29 protein-coding genes are annotated in these 17,401 nt (G+C 36.1%); all 29 read right to left on the reverse strand.

Annotation, left to right across the window (positions count from 1 at the left end; translation table 11 throughout):
* Nucleotides 1-57: 57 nt before the first annotated feature.
* The 29 genes from P164_RS10380 to rplB all read right to left on the reverse strand — a co-directional run bounded on the left by P164_RS10380 (nucleotide 58) and on the right by rplB (nucleotide 17,401).
* Nucleotides 58-972: a dimethylarginine dimethylaminohydrolase family protein gene (locus P164_RS10380; RefSeq protein WP_028376323.1), complete on the reverse strand. Its 915-nt coding sequence runs from the start codon at nucleotides 970-972 to the stop codon at nucleotides 58-60.
* An 87-nt stretch (nucleotides 973-1,059) separates the two neighbouring features.
* Entirely contained in the window at nucleotides 1,060-2,346 is a 1,287-nt protein-coding gene (locus tag P164_RS10385) for a citrate synthase (protein WP_028376324.1), read from the reverse strand.
* A 280-nt stretch (nucleotides 2,347-2,626) separates the two neighbouring features.
* Nucleotides 2,627-3,916 carry a phosphopyruvate hydratase gene (gene eno, locus P164_RS10390; protein ID WP_028376325.1) on the reverse strand — a complete coding sequence of 430 codons (1,290 nt, stop codon included), beginning with the start codon at nucleotides 3,914-3,916 and terminating at the stop codon, nucleotides 2,627-2,629.
* A 209-nt stretch (nucleotides 3,917-4,125) separates the two neighbouring features.
* Nucleotides 4,126-5,238: a glutamine-hydrolyzing carbamoyl-phosphate synthase small subunit gene (gene carA, locus P164_RS10395; protein WP_028376326.1), complete on the reverse strand. Its 1,113-nt coding sequence runs from the start codon at nucleotides 5,236-5,238 to the stop codon at nucleotides 4,126-4,128.
* 108 nt (nucleotides 5,239-5,346) lie between these two features.
* A complete protein-coding gene (rplQ, locus tag P164_RS10400; protein ID WP_028376327.1) occupies nucleotides 5,347-5,844 on the reverse strand; it encodes a 50S ribosomal protein L17 in 498 nt (165 codons plus the stop codon).
* Nucleotides 5,845-5,907: 63 nt separating this feature from the next.
* Nucleotides 5,908-6,900, reverse strand: coding sequence for a DNA-directed RNA polymerase subunit alpha (locus tag P164_RS10405; RefSeq protein ID WP_028376328.1), 993 nt, complete (start codon nucleotides 6,898-6,900; stop codon nucleotides 5,908-5,910).
* Nucleotides 6,901-6,926: 26 nt separating this feature from the next.
* Nucleotides 6,927-7,532 (reverse strand): 30S ribosomal protein S4, encoded by a 606-nt coding sequence (gene rpsD / locus P164_RS10410; protein ID WP_028376329.1) that lies wholly within the window; start codon nucleotides 7,530-7,532, stop codon nucleotides 6,927-6,929.
* Between the two features lie 91 nt (nucleotides 7,533-7,623).
* Entirely contained in the window at nucleotides 7,624-8,046 is a 423-nt protein-coding gene (rpsK, locus tag P164_RS10415; protein WP_035899755.1) for a 30S ribosomal protein S11, read from the reverse strand.
* A gap of 9 nt (nucleotides 8,047-8,055) precedes the next feature.
* A complete protein-coding gene (gene rpsM, locus P164_RS10420) occupies nucleotides 8,056-8,430 on the reverse strand; it encodes a 30S ribosomal protein S13 (RefSeq protein ID WP_028376331.1) in 375 nt (124 codons plus the stop codon).
* Nucleotides 8,431-8,435: 5 nt separating this feature from the next.
* Entirely contained in the window at nucleotides 8,436-8,552 is a 117-nt protein-coding gene (ykgO, locus tag P164_RS10425; protein WP_009779203.1) for a type B 50S ribosomal protein L36, read from the reverse strand.
* Between the two features lie 5 nt (nucleotides 8,553-8,557).
* The gene (gene infA, locus P164_RS10430) at nucleotides 8,558-8,773 is read right to left on the reverse strand and encodes a translation initiation factor IF-1 (protein WP_028376332.1); all 216 of its coding nucleotides are present in this window, start codon (nucleotides 8,771-8,773) and stop codon (nucleotides 8,558-8,560) included.
* On the reverse strand, nucleotides 8,773-10,110 hold the full coding sequence (gene secY, locus P164_RS10435) for a preprotein translocase subunit SecY (RefSeq protein WP_028376333.1): 1,338 nt from the start codon (nucleotides 10,108-10,110) through the stop codon (nucleotides 8,773-8,775). The genes infA and secY overlap by 1 nt, the downstream gene beginning before the upstream one ends.
* A gap of 11 nt (nucleotides 10,111-10,121) precedes the next feature.
* Complete coding sequence (gene rplO / locus P164_RS10440) at nucleotides 10,122-10,574, reverse strand: 50S ribosomal protein L15 (protein WP_028376334.1); 453 nt, start codon at nucleotides 10,572-10,574, stop codon at nucleotides 10,122-10,124.
* Nucleotides 10,575-10,588: 14 nt separating this feature from the next.
* The gene (gene rpmD, locus P164_RS10445) at nucleotides 10,589-10,768 is read right to left on the reverse strand and encodes a 50S ribosomal protein L30 (RefSeq protein WP_028376335.1); all 180 of its coding nucleotides are present in this window, start codon (nucleotides 10,766-10,768) and stop codon (nucleotides 10,589-10,591) included.
* 10 nt (nucleotides 10,769-10,778) lie between these two features.
* A complete protein-coding gene (gene rpsE, locus P164_RS10450) occupies nucleotides 10,779-11,303 on the reverse strand; it encodes a 30S ribosomal protein S5 (protein WP_028376336.1) in 525 nt (174 codons plus the stop codon).
* A gap of 6 nt (nucleotides 11,304-11,309) precedes the next feature.
* Nucleotides 11,310-11,666: a 50S ribosomal protein L18 gene (rplR, locus tag P164_RS10455; protein WP_028376337.1), complete on the reverse strand. Its 357-nt coding sequence runs from the start codon at nucleotides 11,664-11,666 to the stop codon at nucleotides 11,310-11,312.
* A 12-nt stretch (nucleotides 11,667-11,678) separates the two neighbouring features.
* Nucleotides 11,679-12,221, reverse strand: a complete 543-nt coding sequence (rplF, locus tag P164_RS10460) for a 50S ribosomal protein L6 (protein ID WP_028376338.1) — start codon at nucleotides 12,219-12,221, stop codon at nucleotides 11,679-11,681.
* A gap of 20 nt (nucleotides 12,222-12,241) precedes the next feature.
* Nucleotides 12,242-12,640, reverse strand: a complete 399-nt coding sequence (gene rpsH / locus P164_RS10465; protein WP_028376339.1) for a 30S ribosomal protein S8 — start codon at nucleotides 12,638-12,640, stop codon at nucleotides 12,242-12,244.
* Between the two features lie 74 nt (nucleotides 12,641-12,714).
* Nucleotides 12,715-12,984 (reverse strand): 30S ribosomal protein S14, encoded by a 270-nt coding sequence (rpsN, locus tag P164_RS10470; protein WP_028376340.1) that lies wholly within the window; start codon nucleotides 12,982-12,984, stop codon nucleotides 12,715-12,717.
* 2 nt (nucleotides 12,985-12,986) lie between these two features.
* On the reverse strand, nucleotides 12,987-13,538 hold the full coding sequence (gene rplE, locus P164_RS10475) for a 50S ribosomal protein L5 (RefSeq protein WP_028376341.1): 552 nt from the start codon (nucleotides 13,536-13,538) through the stop codon (nucleotides 12,987-12,989).
* Between the two features lie 2 nt (nucleotides 13,539-13,540).
* Nucleotides 13,541-13,852 (reverse strand): 50S ribosomal protein L24, encoded by a 312-nt coding sequence (gene rplX, locus P164_RS10480; RefSeq protein ID WP_028376342.1) that lies wholly within the window; start codon nucleotides 13,850-13,852, stop codon nucleotides 13,541-13,543.
* A 12-nt stretch (nucleotides 13,853-13,864) separates the two neighbouring features.
* Nucleotides 13,865-14,233, reverse strand: a complete 369-nt coding sequence (gene rplN, locus P164_RS10485) for a 50S ribosomal protein L14 (RefSeq protein WP_028376343.1) — start codon at nucleotides 14,231-14,233, stop codon at nucleotides 13,865-13,867.
* A gap of 2 nt (nucleotides 14,234-14,235) precedes the next feature.
* Nucleotides 14,236-14,493, reverse strand: coding sequence for a 30S ribosomal protein S17 (gene rpsQ, locus P164_RS10490; RefSeq protein WP_028376344.1), 258 nt, complete (start codon nucleotides 14,491-14,493; stop codon nucleotides 14,236-14,238).
* Nucleotides 14,494-14,504: 11 nt separating this feature from the next.
* Complete coding sequence (rpmC, locus tag P164_RS10495; RefSeq protein WP_028376345.1) at nucleotides 14,505-14,696, reverse strand: 50S ribosomal protein L29; 192 nt, start codon at nucleotides 14,694-14,696, stop codon at nucleotides 14,505-14,507.
* 11 nt (nucleotides 14,697-14,707) lie between these two features.
* On the reverse strand, nucleotides 14,708-15,130 hold the full coding sequence (rplP, locus tag P164_RS10500; RefSeq protein ID WP_028376346.1) for a 50S ribosomal protein L16: 423 nt from the start codon (nucleotides 15,128-15,130) through the stop codon (nucleotides 14,708-14,710).
* 19 nt (nucleotides 15,131-15,149) lie between these two features.
* Nucleotides 15,150-15,869, reverse strand: coding sequence for a 30S ribosomal protein S3 (rpsC, locus tag P164_RS10505; protein WP_028376347.1), 720 nt, complete (start codon nucleotides 15,867-15,869; stop codon nucleotides 15,150-15,152).
* Between the two features lie 3 nt (nucleotides 15,870-15,872).
* Nucleotides 15,873-16,283, reverse strand: coding sequence for a 50S ribosomal protein L22 (gene rplV, locus P164_RS10510; RefSeq protein WP_028376348.1), 411 nt, complete (start codon nucleotides 16,281-16,283; stop codon nucleotides 15,873-15,875).
* Between the two features lie 8 nt (nucleotides 16,284-16,291).
* Nucleotides 16,292-16,570: a 30S ribosomal protein S19 gene (rpsS, locus tag P164_RS10515; RefSeq protein ID WP_028376349.1), complete on the reverse strand. Its 279-nt coding sequence runs from the start codon at nucleotides 16,568-16,570 to the stop codon at nucleotides 16,292-16,294.
* A 6-nt stretch (nucleotides 16,571-16,576) separates the two neighbouring features.
* The gene (gene rplB / locus P164_RS10520; protein ID WP_028376350.1) at nucleotides 16,577-17,401 is read right to left on the reverse strand and encodes a 50S ribosomal protein L2; all 825 of its coding nucleotides are present in this window, start codon (nucleotides 17,399-17,401) and stop codon (nucleotides 16,577-16,579) included.

Here is a 17,401-nt window from a genome sequence, read left to right on the forward strand (position 1 = left end):
GTATTTTGATTGTGCACACGATTTTCCTACGCATTTAAATGTAAATTTTAAAGTATTTCACTCTCTAATTAAAGGAAGTGTACTACATCTTAAAAGTCCTTCTTGCTTAGATATTTCGGCATAAGGAACTTCTTCTACTGTAATACCTTTACTGCGAAGCCACGTGTTTAATCTGGTGAAATTTCGTTCAGATATTACAACATCTTGAGATATAGAAAAAATGTTTGAATTCATACTAAACATTTCATCAGAATCTATCTCAAAGACATTTTCTTTACCAAAATGATTTAATAACCACTCATATTCTTCCTCTATTAAAAAACCATTTTTATGTAGAATGGCATATTTATCTCCAACGGGTTGAAAACAGCAATCTAAATGAAGGGCGTTTTCATAAGGATTTACGTTAGATTTTCTAAGATTGAAAGACATAACCTTTTTTTCAGGAAATGTTTGCTGTAAAAATTTTACTGCAAGCATATTTGTACGTGCAATAATATAATCTGAATAATCTGGTTCTCTATAAACTCCCACTAAAATGTAATCTCCCACAGGCATTACATCACCCCCTTCAATGTGAGCCTCTTCAGGAAATCGTATTATTTTATCGGGATCTATTTGAGCTAAAACATGCTCAATAGCTTCGATTTCCTGTTCTCTATCTGGTAATATATTTGCTTTTATAAATATATCATCAATTACAAAACCTATATCTCTAGTAAATATTTGGTTATAATTCTCAATTAATTTGGGTCTAAAAACCTGTACCCCATATTTATTAAAAACTTCTTCTACAGCTTCTATCTCACTTACCATATCCTCCTCTTTAGGATAGGTATTTGATTTAATATACAACATAGATTTAGGGTCGTATGCATCTTCAAGAGCAGGCACGCCACCATTGCTTTTTGCGGTTCCTAATATCACAGAACGAAGACGTGAGGTCTCATCGTTTATATTAAGTTTTATCATAAAATGTAATTATCAAAAATATATAAACATAAAGCGGGTTTCTGACAATGATCAAAAACCCGCTATTATAATAGAAAACCAGAAGGTTTAGCGCTCTTCCATAGGTTTAAATGATCTCAAAGTCTCTCCTATATAAACCTGACGAGGTCTTCCTATAGGCTCTTTGCGTAAACGCATTTCTCTCCATTGTGCAATCCAACCCGGTATACGACCCATTGCAAACATTACTGTAAACATTTCGACGGGTATACCTAAAGCACGATAAATTATACCTGAATAGAAATCAACATTAGGATATAACTTACGCTTTACAAAGTAATCATCTTCTAAAGCTTCTTTCTCAAGCCCCTTAGCTATTGTCAATACCTCGTCATTTATACCTAGTTGCTCTAGTACATCATCTGCAGCCTTTTTAATAATTTTTGCTCTGGGATCAAAATTTTTGTAAACTCTATGACCAAAGCCCATTAGACGGAAAGGATCTTCTTTGTCCTTAGCTTTTTGCATGTATTTTTTAGTATCACCCCCATCTGCTTTAATAGCTTCAAGCATTTCTATAACTGCTTGATTTGCTCCTCCGTGCAATGGTCCCCAAAGTGCCGAAATACCCGCTGAGATTGAAGCAAATAAACCTGCGTGTGAAGAACCTACTATACGTACGGTAGATGTAGAACAGTTTTGCTCGTGATCTGCGTGTAAGATTAAGAGTTTATCAATAGCCTCAATAATTACAGGATCTACTTTGTACTCGCTATTAGGCTTAGAAAACATCATTTTATGTAAGTTTTCTACGTAGCCTAAACTGTCATCACCATAATCAAGAGGTTTACTCATTTTAGTACGCATTGTCCAGGCTACTAAAACAGGAAATTTACCCAATAGTTTAACAATAGCTTTATACATATCTTCTTCAGAATCAACATTTACCGCTCCAGGATTAAATGCTGTTAATGCAGAAGTAAGTGAAGCTAAAACCCCCATAGGATGAGCAGATTTAGGAAAACCATTCAAGATTTTCTTTATATCTTCATCTACGTGATTTTCTTCTTTAATATCATTATGAAACTTTTTAAGCTCATCTTGAGTAGGCAGCTCACCAAAAATTAAAAGATAAACAACTTCTAAAAAAGAAGCTTTTTCTGCAAGTTCCTCAATAGAATAGCCTCTATATCGTAATATGCCTTCCTCTCCGTTTAAAAATGTAATTGCGCTTTCACAACTACCCGTATTTTTATAACCAGGATCTATAGTAGTATAACCACCAGTTACAGCTCTTAGAGTAGCTATATCGATTGCATTTTCATTTTCAGTGCCTGTAATAACAGGAAATTCATAGGATTTACCCTCAATTGTCAACGTAGCATTATCTGCCATTATATTATATGTTTTAGCTAATTATCAAAAAATTCAAGTGTTGCTAAAATACAAAATTAAGAGAGATTACTAAAGCAAATAGGGCATTCACGAGGTTAAAAAAAACAAAATAATTTGACAACCGGTTTATATAGACAGCTATTTTAAAACAATAAAGTTTTAACCTCTAAAATGAAAAATGATCTCAATAAAATATCTGAAATAATAAGGAGTTTTCTAAACCTCTTTAAATCAAAAAAACACCCATATGGGTGTTTTTAAATTATATTTTTTAATAAGATTAATTTATTTTAAAAGCATTCATTTTAGGAAAATAAGCAACAGATCCTAATTCTTCTTCTATACGCAGCAATTGATTGTATTTTGCCATACGATCACTACGCGATGCAGAACCGGTTTTTATTTGTCCTGTATTAAGTGCAACTGCAAGATCTGCGATAGTTGTATCTTCAGTTTCACCAGAACGGTGAGACATTACTGAGGTATAACCGGCATTGTGAGCCATATTAACAGCAGCTATAGTTTCAGTTAACGTACCAATTTGATTTACTTTAATTAAAATTGAATTAGCAATACCGTTTTCAATTCCTTTAGAAAGGCGCTCAACATTAGTAACAAACAAATCGTCACCTACCAGCTGTACTTTATCGCCAATCTTTTCTGTTAAAGATTTCCATCCCTCCCAGTCATTCTCATCCATACCATCTTCTATAGAGATAATAGGGTATTTTGCTGCTAATTCGGCAAGATAAGTTGCCTGCTCTTCACTAGAGCGAATAACACCTTTATCACCTTCAAATTTAGTATAATCGTATTTTCCGTTTACATAAAATTCTGCTGCTGCACAATCTAAAGCGATCATTACTTCGTCTCCAAATTTGTAACCTGCATTCTCTACAGCCTTTTGAATACTTTCAATAGCATCTTCAGTTCCTTCGAGTGTTGGTGCAAAACCTCCTTCATCTCCTACAGCAGTGCTTAGGCCACGATCGTGCAATACTTTTTTAAGGTTATGAAAAATCTCTGTACCCATTTTCATAGCGTGTGTAAAGCTTTCTGCTTTAACCGGCATAACCATAAATTCCTGAAAAGCGATAGGAGCATCACTATGTGACCCACCATTTATAATATTCATCATAGGTACAGGAAGTGTATTTGCACTAACACCACCTACGTAACGATAAAGAGGCATGTTCAATTCATTTGCTGCTGCTTTTGCTGCTGCAAGAGAAACTCCTAAAATTGCGTTAGCACCTAATTTAGATTTATTAGCCGTTCCATCAAGATCAATCATTGTTTGATCTATCAAATTTTGTTCAAATACAGAAACCCCTAGGAGTTCTTGAGCAATAATTGTATTAACGTTATCAATAGCTTTTAAAACGCCCTTACCCATATAATCTTTACCCCCATCACGAAGTTCAACAGCCTCGTGCTCACCAGTAGAAGCTCCTGAAGGAACTGCTGCTCTACCTAAAACTCCATTTTCGGTTAAAACATCTACTTCTACTGTGGGGTTTCCTCGTGAGTCTAAGATTTGACGTGCGTGGATATTGATAATTATACTCATATTATTTTAAAATTGATTAGTTCTTTTAGTATGCGCAATATACTGAATAAGCCAGTATTTATAAACCTTAGCAAGTGGTTTAGCTGTAATTTAATGATAATTTAAAACTACAAGCCCAGATATAAAATACTTACAAAACCTATTAAGAAATGGCTATTTTTATCACATTTCTATAATTTCTTAAAAGTGTTATTTATCTGGTTTTATGCTTATGCAGTTTTCTTTTTCATTAAACCTATAAATTCATCAAATAAATAGGTCGCATCATTAGGACCAGGCCCAGCTTCAGGATGATATTGAACTGAAAAACAAGCTTTGTCTTTCATCCTTAAACCCATAACCGTATTGTCATTTAAATGTTGATGTGTAACTTCTAAATTAGCATTTGATTTAGCCTCCTCATAATTTACCGAAAACCCATGATTTTGAGAAGTAATCTCGCCTTTACCTGAGACATGATTCATCACAGGGTGATTTATTCCTCTATGCCCGTGGTGCATTTTGAAAGTACTTATACCATTTGCTAGTGCAATTATTTGATGACCTAAACATATCCCAAAAAGTGGTTTATCGGCAGCTAAAATATTCTTTGTGGTCTCTATAACTTGCTTCAAAGGATCTGGATCTCCAGGCCCGTTCGAAAGAAAATAGCCGTCGGGATTCCAGGATTCCATTTCTTCAAATGTAGCATTGTAAGGAAATACCTTAATATATATATCACGTGAAACCATATTACGCAAGATATTTTTCTTAATTCCCAAATCAAGAGCAGCCACTTTGTATGATGCATTTTCATCACCAAAAAAATAGGGCTCTTTGGTTGACACTTTTGACGCCAATTCCAGACCATTCATATCTGGTACGTTTGCTAATTGTTTTTTGAGTGCCTCTATATTATCGACATCTGTAGAAATTACAGCATTCATAGCACCATTATCTCTTATGTAAGAAACCAAAGCCCGGGTATCTACGTCTGAAATTGCGAATAGATTATTCTTATCAAGAAAAGATTGCAAAGACTCATCAACACGAGTACGTGAATAATTATAACTAAAATTACGGCAAATTAAACCTGCAATCTTCACAGAACCAGATTCGGTCTCATCATTATTGCCACCATAGTTACCTATGTGAGCATTTGTAGTAACCATTAACTGACCAAAATAAGACGGATCAGTAAAAATCTCCTGATATCCGGTCATACCGGTATTAAAACAAACTTCTCCAAAGGCTGTACCTTCTTTGTCTCCTACAGCTTTACCATAAAAAATAGTTCCGTCAGCAAGTAGAATTAATGCTTTACGATTGGTTTGATACTTCATGTTGTTCTTTTAAAATACTAATTGAATTGTGGCAAAATTAATTATAAAAAAAAGGATAAACCTAAACGGCTTATCCTTTTTAAAATTTATTCGATATTAAAGAAATTGCTATTCTTCTTCATCAGAACCTTTGGTCTCTTTTTTAGGAGCTTCCTTTTTAGTAGCAGCAGCATCAGCTTCTGTATTAGCAACTTTCTTACCGGCTCTACGAGTAGATTTTTTCTTAGTTTTACCTAAGTTATAAATCTCATTGTAATCAACAAGCTCGATCATCGCCATATCAGCGTTGTCACCTAAACGATTACCTAACTTGATAATACGCGTATAACCACCTGGACGATCTCCTACCTTTACAGCAACATCTCTAAATAATTCTGCCACTGCATCTTTTTGACGCAATTTGCTCATTACGATACGACGATTATGTGTAGTATCTACTTTAGATTTTGTAACAATAGGTTCTACAAATTGCTTAAGCGCCTTGGCCTTAGCTACTGTAGTATTGATACGTTTATGCTCAATTAGAGAACATGCCATATTTGCAAGCATAGATTTTCTATGTGCTGTCTGGCGTCCTAAATGATTTATTTTTTTTCCGTGTCTCATGACATTTTAATTTAAGCAAACATCTTGCTCTACCCTTTTTGAGGAGCAAATTATGCTGCGTTACTAGTCTTTATCTAATTTGTATTTTGAAAGATCCATACCGAAGTTTAAACCCTTTACGTTCACAAGCTCTTCAAGCTCTGTAAGTGATTTTTTTCCGAAATTACGGAACTTCATAAGATCATTCTTATTATAAGAAACTAAGTCTCCAAGAGTTTCAACTTCAGCAGCTTTTAAACAGTTAAGTGCACGTACAGATAAATCCATATCCACTAATTTAGTTTTAAGCAATTGACGCATATGTAAAGATTCCTCATCATAAGTTTCAGTCTGAGCAATCTCATCTGCCTCAAGGGTGATGCGCTCATCAGAAAACAACATAAAATGGTGAATCAATGTTTTTGCAGCTTCTGTTAAAGCCTCTTTAGGATGAATAGAACCGTCAGTGATGATTTCAAAAACTAATTTCTCATAATCCGTTTTTTGCTCAACACGAAAGTTTTCTATACTATACTTTACATTTTTAATTGGAGTATATATCGAATCTGTAAAGATAGTACCTATTGGAGCATTTTGCTTTTTGTTCTCTTCAGCAGGAACATAACCACGACCTTTCTCTACCGTGATCTCCATGTTGATGTTAACTTTCTTCTCCATATTGCAAATAACCAATTCTGGATTAAGAATTTGAAAACCAGAAATAAATTTCTGGAAATCTCCTGCAGTTAACTGTTCTTTATCAGAAACAGAGATTGTTACAGTCTCATTATCTATCTCATCAATCTGTCTTTTAAAACGTACTTGCTTAAGATTAAGAATGATTTCAGTAAAGTCTTCTACAACTCCCGCAATAGTTGAAAACTCATGATCTACACCCTCTACGCGTACAGATGTAATAGCAAAACCTTCTAAAGAAGAAAGTAATACTCTACGTAGCGCGTTACCAACAGTCAAACCGTAACCTGGCTCTAAAGGTCTGAATTCAAACTTACCTTCAAAGTCGGTAGAGTCTATCATTATGACTTTATCGGGCTTCTGGAAATTTAGTAATGCCATATTATGTTTTCTAAGAGTTGTTATTATTATTTAGAGTACAATTCAACGATGAATTGCTCGTTGATATTTTCAGGTATCTGAATACGTTCAGGAACCGAAACGAATGTACCTTGTTTGGTGTCATTATTCCAAGTGATCCACTCATAAACGTGGCTTGCATTTGAAAGAGAATCCTGTATAGCTGTCAAAGATTTTGACTTCTCACGTACAGCGATCGTATCACCAGCTTTTACTTGATAAGAAGGAATGTTTACTAATTCTCCATTAACAGTAATATGTCTGTGCGATACAAATTGACGTGCAGATCTTCTAGAAGGAGCAATACCCATTCTATAAACTACATTGTCTAAACGAGATTCACATAATTGTAATAACACAACCCCGGTAATACCAGTAGAACGAGTTGCTTTTTCAAACATATTACGGAATTGATTTTCTAAAATCCCGTAAGTATATTTTGCTTTTTGCTTCTCTTGAAGTTGTATTGCATATTCAGACTTTTTACCACGGCGTCTGTTGTTTCCGTGTTGACCTGGAGGATAATTTCTTTTTTCAAAAGATTTGTCATCTCCAAAAATTGCTTCGCCAAATTTACGAGCGATTTTAGTTTTAGGACCGGTATATCTTGCCATTCTAATAAATAATTTGTGGGGTGATTAAGGAATTAAGGTCTAGTCCTTCGCAAAATCGTTGATCCCCGATTGATATAAAATAAATAATTAATTAAACTCTTCTACGCTTAGGAGGGCGACATCCATTATGTGGTAATGGTGTAACGTCTACGATTTCTGTAACTTCGATACCACTATTGTGGATAGAACGTATAGCAGATTCACGACCATTACCTGGTCCTTTTACATAAACTTTAACCTTACGTAAACCAGCTTCGTGAGCCACTTTACTTGCATCCTCTGCAGCTAATTGTGCTGCATAAGGAGTGTTTTTCTTAGAACCTCTAAAGCCCATTTTACCGGCTGAAGACCAAGAAACAACATCACCTTTCTTATTTGTCAAAGAAATTAAGATATTATTGAACGATGCTGAAATATGTGCTTCACCTATCGACTCAACAATTACCTTGCGCTTTTTTGTACCTTTAGTAGCTTTTGCGCCTTTTCCTCCACCTTTAGTGTTTTGCTTTGCCATTGTTACTTATTATTTAGTTGCCTTTTTCTTGTTAGCAACCGTTTTACGCTTACCTTTTCTGGTTCTTGAGTTGTTTTTGGTACGTTGACCACGTAATGGTAAACCAGAACGGTGTCTGATACCACGGTAACAACCAATATCCATAAGACGCTTAATACTCATTGAAACTTCACTTCTAAGTTCACCTTCAATCTTATAAGAACCTACAGCATCACGAATACGACCTATTTGATCATCATCCCACTCGTTTACTTTTAAATTCTCATCAACATCTGCCTGAGCCAATATCTTCTGAGCTCTGCTATTTCCGATTCCAAAGATGTACGTCAAAGCGATTACACCTCTCTTTTGTTTTGGGATATCTACCCCTGCAATTCTAGCCATAATCCTTAACCTTGTCTTTGTTTGAACTTAGGGTTCTTTTTATTAATAACGTATAATCTTCCTTTGCGACGTACAATCTTGCAGTCTGCACTTCTTTTCTTTACTGATGCTCTTACTTTCATCTTGTCTAGTATCTATAAGTTATACGAGCCTTTGATAAATCGTATGGGCTCATTTCTAGTTTTACTTTATCTCCAGGTAATAATTTAATATAATGCATACGCATCTTACCTGAGATATGCGCAGTCACAATGTGACCATTTTCGAGTTCAACTCTAAACATTGCGTTAGACAATGCTTCAATTATTGAACCGTCTTGTTCTATTGCTTGTTGTTTTGCCATTATGCTACTGCTTTTCGATTTTTACCTGACTTCATTAAGCCATCGTAATGTCTATTTAGTAAATAAGAATTTACTTGTTGCATAGTATCTATTGCTACACCTACAAGAATAAGCAAAGAAGTACCACCATAAAAAAGTGCCCAACCTTGTTGCATTCCTAAAACACTTACAGCAACCGCAGGAAAAACAGCAATCAATGCTAAAAATATTGATCCGGGTAGCGTAATCTGAGACATAATTCTGTCTAAATATTCAGAAGTCTCTGTACCTGGTCGAATACCTGCTATAAAACCACCACTTCTTTTTAAATCATCTGCCATTTTATTAGTAGGCACCGTGATTGCTGTATAGAAGTAAGTAAAAATTATAATTAATAATGCAAAAACAAAGTTGTACCAAAAACCAAATATATTTGTGAATTCAGCAGCAACTGATTGTGCAGTGGTAGATTCTGATAAACCAATAACAGCACCAGGAATAAACATAATCGCCTGAGCAAATATGATAGGCATAACACCAGAAGCATTAAGCTTTAATGGAATATACTGTCTACTTCCAAAAACGTTACGCTCATAACTCCCACTTGCAGTTCTACGTGCATATTGTACCGGTATCTGTCTAACTGCCATTACTAATAATACAGAAAGAAGAATTATAACAAACCAAATTACGAGCTCTATGAGGATCATAATCAAACCACCATTAGATTCAGAAACTCTTGAAATCCACTCCTGAATAAATGATTGAGGTAATCTTGCTATAATACCCACCATAATTAGTAGTGAAATACCATTACCTATACCTTTATCAGTTATTTTTTCACCTAACCACATTGCAAATACACAACCTGTAGTCAAAATAATAACTGAAGAAATAATGAAGGTAACATTACTTCCCATAACAAAAGCATCAGCAGGAAGTATATTAAACAAGTTGGTTATATAACCAGGTCCTTGAATAAGAGTTATTGCAATGGTTAACCAACGTGTAATTTGGTTAATTTTACGACGACCACTTTCTCCTTCTTTTTGTAGCTTCTGTAAATAAGGTACAGCAATACCCATAAGCTGCACAACAATAGATGCAGAAATATAAGGCATAATACCTAAAGCAAATACAGAGGCATTTGAAAATGCCCCACCTGTAAATGCATTTAGTAACCCAAGTAAACCTCCGTCTGTCTGAGCAGACAAGTTGGCTAATTGAGATGCATCAATACCTGGAAGAACTATTTGAGCCCCAAAACGGTATACTAATAGTAAACCGAGGGTTAGAAGAATACGATTCTTCAACTCTTCTATTTTCCAGATATTCTTAATCGTTTCTATAGCCTTCATACTAAATAATGTTATAAAGTTACTGCTTCTCCGCCTGCTGCTTCTATAGCTTTTTGTGCTGAGGCTGTAAATTTATGAACACTAATCTTCAATTTAGCTTTTAGCTCTCCACGACCTAAAATTTTCACTAAGTCATTTTTACCTACTAATCTGTTCTGAACCAAAACATCAATAGTAACTTCGTCCTGGATTCTTCCAGCGTCAACATACTCTTGCAAAGTATCAAGGTTTACACCTGAAAATTCCTTACGGTTTACATTTGTAAAACCAAATTTAGGAACACGTCTTTGAAGTGGCATTTGACCACCTTCAAAACCTACTTTCTTAGAATATCCTGATCGTGACTTCGCACCTTTGTGCCCACGGCCAGCGGTTCCGCCATTTCCTGTAGCTTCACCACGACCTCGCCTGCTGTCGTTCTTTTTTACCGAGCCTGCTGCCGGTTTTAGATTGTTTAAACCCATTTCTCTAATAATGTTTAAGCTTCCTCTACAGAAACTAAATGACTTACTTTATTTACCATTCCAAGTATATTAGGAGTATTTTCATGCTCCACTACCTGATTCATTTTTTTAAGACCTAAAGCCTCAAGAGTTCTCTTCTGGTTTTGCGTACGATTGATCGCACTTTTAACCTTAGTTACTTTTATTTTTGCCATTGTCTTAAAATTATCCTTTAAAAACTTTATCAAGAGAAATTCCTCTCTGTTTAGCTACGGTTTCAGCACTTCTTAATTGTAAGAGTGCGTCAAAGGTAGCCTTTACCACGTTATGTGGGTTAGAAGATCCTTGATTTTTAGAAAGTACATCGTGAATACCCACTGCTTCAAGTACTGAACGAATCGCACCACCGGCAATTACTCCTGTACCAGGAGCTGCAGGCATAAGTAGCACTCGTGCACCACCATATTTACCTTTTTGCTCGTGAGGTATGGTACTTTTACTAAGTGGAATACGTACTAAGTTCTTTTTAGCATCTTCGACCGCCTTAGCTATCGCACTGGCAACATCCTTAGATTTACCAAGACCTTGACCTACTACTCCACTTTCATCACCAACTACAACAATAGCAGAAAAACCAAAAGCTCTACCACCCTTTGTTACCTTAGTAACACGTTGAACACCTACTAAACGGTCTTTAAGATCTAATCCGCTTGGTTTTACTAACTCTACGTTTTTATATTTTTGATACATAACTTCTTAGAATTTTAATCCGCCTTCTCGGGCTCCTTCTGCTAATTGTTTTACTCTACCATGATACAGGTAACCTCCACGGTCAAATGCTACCGCTTCTACACCTGCCTCTTTAGCCTTCTCTGCGATTGCCTTACCTACAAGCTTAGCGATCTCTGCTTTATTTTCCTCAGATGAAGAGAATCCTTTATCACGAGATGATGCTGCAGTTATAGTTTTACCCGTAGTATCATCAATGATCTGCGCGTAAATCTCTTTATTACTTCTATATACAGAAAGTCTTGGACGTTCTGCAGTACCCACAAGAGCCTTACGGATTCTGAGACGTATTTTGTTTCTTCTAGTGTATTTTGAAAATGCCATAACGCTATTTTATTATGCAGATTTACCTGCTTTTCTTCTTAATTGCTCTCCTACAAATTTGATACCTTTTCCTTTGTAAGGCTCTGGCTTACGGAAGCCTCTAATCTTCGCTGCAACTTGACCAACTAATTGTTTGTCAAATGAAGTAAGCTTTACGATTGGGTTCTTACCTTTATCGCTTACTGTTTCAACAGTAACCTCTGGCGCAACTTCCAAAACAATATTGTGTGAATAACCTAAAGCCAAATCTAATTTTTGACCTTGGTTACTAGCTCTATAACCTACACCTACTAACTCTAGTGATTTAGTGTAACCATTAGCTACACCTTCAATCATATTTGCTATTAAAGCACGGTATAAACCATGTTTTGCCTTATCCTCTTTTTTATCGGAAGAACGCTCCAGGGTGATTACACCCTCTTCAATTTTTATATCTATGTTAGAATACTCTTGCTTAAGCTCTCCTAACTTTCCTTTTACAGTAATTATACCATCTGTTACATCAACAGTAACACCAGCTGGTATCGTAATTGGGTTTTTTCCTATTCTTGACATTGCTCTGTTCTTTTAACTGATTAATATACGTAGCAAAGTACTTCTCCTCCTACATTCTCTTGTTGAGCCTGCTTTCCTGTCATTACTCCTTTTGAAGTAGATACAATAGAGATACCTAAACCATTAAGAATACGTGGCACTTCTTTAGAAGAAGAATATTTACGTAAACCTGGCTTACTTATTCTCTGAATGTCCTTGATAACAGAGTCCTTAGTCTCTTTATCGTACTTCAAAGCAATCTTAATGCTGCCTTGAGCGGTTTTATCTTCAAATTTGTAACTTAAAATATAACCTTGATCAAATAAGATCTTGGTTATTTCTTTTTTCAAGTTAGAAGCAGGTATCTCCACAACTCGGTGGTTTGCTGCTGCTGCGTTTCTAATCCTAGTTAGAAAATCTGCAATAGTATCTGTATACATTTATATAAAATTGCGGTTTTGGTTTTTTATAATGAACTATTCAGAATAAAACCTAAAACCAATTTATTCTTATTTTACCAGCTTGCTTTTTTAACACCTGGTATAAGACCTTGATTAGCCATTTCACGGAAAGTTACACGTGAAAGACCAAAAGTTCTCATATATCCCTTAGGACGTCCTGTTATTTTACAACGATTATGTTGACGAACAGGAGATGAATTTTTAGGCAGCTTTTGCAATGCTTCATAATCACCAGCTTCTTTTAAAGCCTTTCTTTTTTCTGCATATTTGGCTGCAAGTTTCTCACGCTTTCTCTCGCGAGCTTTCATTGATTCCTTTGCCATAATTACTTCTTTTTAAAGGGCATTCCCAATTGAGTTAATAATGCTTTTGCTTCTTTATCAGTTTCCGCAGAAGTTTCAAAGGTAACATTCATACCTTCAATTTTACGAACTTTATCGATATCAATTTCAGGAAATATTATTTGCTCTGTAATACCTAAGCTGTAGTTACCACGACCGTCAAATCCTGTTGCGTTAATACCGTTAAAATCTCTTACTCGAGGTAGTGCAGATGTAATTAAACGATCTAAGAACTCATACATGCGCTCACCGCGCAATGTAACTTTTGCTCCAATAGGCATACCCTTACGTAATTTAAAAGCAGCAACATCTTTTTTAGACATTGTTGCCACTGCTTTTTGACCAGCAATTGTTGTTAATTCTTCTACAGAATAATCAATCAATTTTTTATCAGCTACAGCCGCACCTACTCCTCTAGAGATTACGATCTTTTTTAATTTAGGAACCTGCATAACATTTGCATACCCAAATTCTTCTTTTAGAGCCGCAATTACACGCTCATTATATTCCGTCTTTAGTCTTGAAATGTAAGCCATAACTAAATTACTTCATTTGATTTTTTAGAAAAACGCACTTTCTTATCACCTTCCATACGGTAACCTACACGAGTAGCATCACCATTACCATCTACAAGAGATAGATTTGAAATATGTAGAGCTGCCTCTTTCTTTGCAATACCACCTTGAGGATTTGAAGCACTTGGCTTCTCGTGTTTAGACACTAAATTAACCCCTTCAACGATTGCTTTGTTCTTATCTTTAATAACGCGCTGTACTTTACCTTCCTCACCTTTGTGATCTCCAGCAGTAACTCGTACGGTATCGCCAACTTTTATTTTAAGCTTTGTCATCTTACTTCTGTATTAAAGCACCTCTGGCGCTAATGATACAATCTTCATGAATTGCTTATCACGAAGCTCTCTCGCTACAGGACCAAATACACGAGTTCCGCGCATTTCTCCTTGAGCATTTAACAACACACAAGCATTATCATCAAAACGGATATATGACCCATCTGGACGACGTACTTCTTTGCGTGTACGCACAACAACTGCAGTAGAAACGGCACCTTTCTTTACTTGACCGTTTGGAGTTGCATCTTTTACAGAAACAACTATTTTATCACCTACAGAAGCATATCTTCTTTTTGTACCACCTAACACTCTAATCGTCAAAACTTCTTTTGCACCAGTGTTATCAGCTACTCTTAATCTTGATTCTTGTTGTAACATAATTACTTAGCTCTTTCAATTATTTCTACAAGTCTCCAACTTTTAGATTTACTTAAAGGTCTAGTTTCCATAATCCTTACTGTATCTCCTATGTTGCAGTCGTTTTGCTCGTCGTGTGCTACGTACTTTTTCGTTTTTAAAACGAATTTACCATACATAGGGTGTTTTACCTTTTTAACTTCAGCAACCACAATTGATTTCTGCATTTTATTGCTGGTAACAACACCTATACGTTCTTTTCTTAAATTTCTTTTTTCCATCTTAAGCAGCATTATTGTAATTCGCGTTTTGTCAGCTCAGTAGCAATACGTGCTACAGATCTTCTTAGACCTCTAAGCTGAATGGGATTTTCCAAAGGAGAAATAGCATGTGCCATTTTTAAATCGGTATAAGCTCTTTTCGCTTTTACTAACTCTTCCTGTAATTCTGCTACAGATAGTTCTTTTACTTCTGATTGTTTCATTTTTCTAGAATTTAGTCAGCTTGATAATCCCTAGCTACTACATATTTTGTTTTAACCGGAAGCTTTTGTGCTGCTAAACGTAATGCTTCACGAGCCACCGGCTCAGAAACACCACCTATTTCAAACAACATTCTACCTGGCTTAACTACAGCTGCCCAGTACTCAACAGCACCTTTACCTTTACCCATACGTACTTCCAACGGCTTCTTTGTAATAGGCTTGTCTGGAAATATTCTGATCCATAAAGATCCTTCACGTTTCATAAAACGTGTTGCAGCAATACGTGCAGCTTCTATTTGTCTTGACGTAAGAAAATTAGAGTCTAATGATTTGATACCAAAAGTACCATTAGAAAGTAAATGCCCTCTTCCGGCATTACCCTTCATTCTACCCTTCTGTTGCTTACGAAACTTTGTCTTTTTAGGCTGTAACATCTCTTTTTACTTTAAAAAATTACTTTCTACGGCGTGGTTTTGGTGCTCCAGCTCCACGACCGGCCTTTCCTCCTTGCTTCTTAGCAAGTCCTACTAAAGGAGATAATTCTCTCTTTCCGTAAACCTCACCTTTCATGATCCACACTTTGATACCCAATCTACCATAAGTAGTATGAGCCTCTACCAAAGCGTAATCAATATCAGCTCTGAATGTTGATAATGGAATACGACCTTCTTTATAAGATTCTGAACGAGCCATCTCTGCCCCGTTTAAACGACCTGAGATCTGTATTTTGATACCTTCTGCATTCATACGTATTGCAGCCGCAATAGCCATCTTCGTTGCACGACGGTAAGATATACGATTCTCAATTTGACGGGCTACTGAGGAAGCAACCAAAAAAGCGTCAAGTTCTGGACGTTTGATCTCAAAAATATTGATCTGAACTTCCTTATCTGTAATTTGTTTAAGTTCTTCTTTCAACTTGTCTACCTCTTGACCACCTTTCCCGATAATAATACCAGGTCTTGCAGTAGTGATAGTAACGGTTACAAGCTTAAGCGTACGCTCAATAATTACTCTAGACACACTAGCCTTAGATAAACGAGCGTGAATGTACTTTCTAATCTTATCGTCTTCGGCGAGTTTATCACCGTAGTCGTTACCACCGTACCAGTTAGATTCCCATCCTCTGATAATACCTAGGCGATTTCCGATTGGATTTGTCTTCTGTCCCATTTATTATTTGCTTTGTGTGTTATCTTTAGCAGCAAGTACCACAGTCACGTGATTGCTACGTTTTCTAATTCTATGTGCGCGACCTTGTGGTGCAGGACGTAGTCTTTTCAACATACTTCCACCATCCACTCGAATCTCCTTAACAACTAAATCTGCATCTTCAATACTTGCATCTTCGTTTTTCTCTTGCCAATTTGCAATGGCAGAAAGAACTAACTTTTCAACACGACGAGAAGCTTCTTTATTACTAAATTTCAATATTTGAAGCGCCTTTTCTACTTTCTGACCTCTTACTAAATCCACAACTAAGCGCATTTTACGAGGCGAAGTAGGGCAGTTGTTCAGTTTTGCAAAGGCTACACTTTTCTTAGCCTCTTTTCTCTGCTCTGCTCTTTCTTTTTTACGAACTCCCATAGCTTCAATTATTTTTTACCTTTATTTTTTGACCCAGTGTGACCTCTAAAAGATCTTGTAGGTGAAAATTCTCCTAACTTGTGACCAACCATGTTTTCTGTTACGTAAACAGGAACAAATTGACGACCGTTGTGAACTGCTATAGTTTGACCAACAAAATCTGGAGTAATCATTGATGCTCTTGACCAAGTTTTGATTACTGTTTTCTTATTAGCTTCTACATTAGCAGCTACTTTTAGCTCTAATTTATAGTGAACGTAAGGTCCTTTTTTTAATGAACGTGCCATATCTTATTATTTCTTTCTACGTTCTACAATATATTTATTACTCGCTTTCGTCTTAGTACGGGTTCTATAACCTTTAGCAGGTATACCATTTCTAGAACGTGGGTGACCACCTGAAGATTTACCTTCACCACCACCCATTGGGTGATCTACTGGGTTCATCACAACCGGTCTTGTACGAGGACGTCTACCTAACCAACGCTTTCTACCAGCTTTACCAGAAACGATAAGCTGATGATCACTATTAGATACAGCACCTATAGTAGCCATACAGTTAACAAGTATTAATCTTGTTTCACCTGATGGTAATTTAACAGTAGCAAACTTACCATCACGAGCCATAAGCTGAGCAAAAGCACCAGCACTACGAGCCATAATAGCTCCCTGACCAGGACGAAGTTCTATACAAGAAATAATTGTACCTAATGGAATATCAGATAATGGTAAAGCATTTCCTATTTCAGGAGCAGAACCACTACCAGAAACTACATTCTGATCTACCTGAAGACCATTAGGAGCAACGATATAACGTTTTTCACCATCTTGATAGTTCAACAAAGCAATAAAAGCAGTACGATTAGGATCATACTCAATTGTCGCTACAGTTGCAGGAACACCTACTTTATTTCTTTTGAAATCAATAATGCGGTAGCGTCTTTTGTGACCACCACCAGTATAGCGCATGGTCATTTTTCCTTGACTGTTTCTCCCCCCAGATCTTTTCATCGGAGCCAAAAGGCTTTTTTCCGGCTTATCAGTAGTAATGGCGTCAAACCCATTTACTACTCTAAATCGCTGTCCTGGGGTGATTGGTTTTAATTTTCTTACTGACAT

Origin of the sequence: Leeuwenhoekiella sp. MAR_2009_132 (assembly GCF_000687915.1) — a bacterium.
GTDB lineage: Bacteria > Bacteroidota > Bacteroidia > Flavobacteriales > Flavobacteriaceae > Leeuwenhoekiella.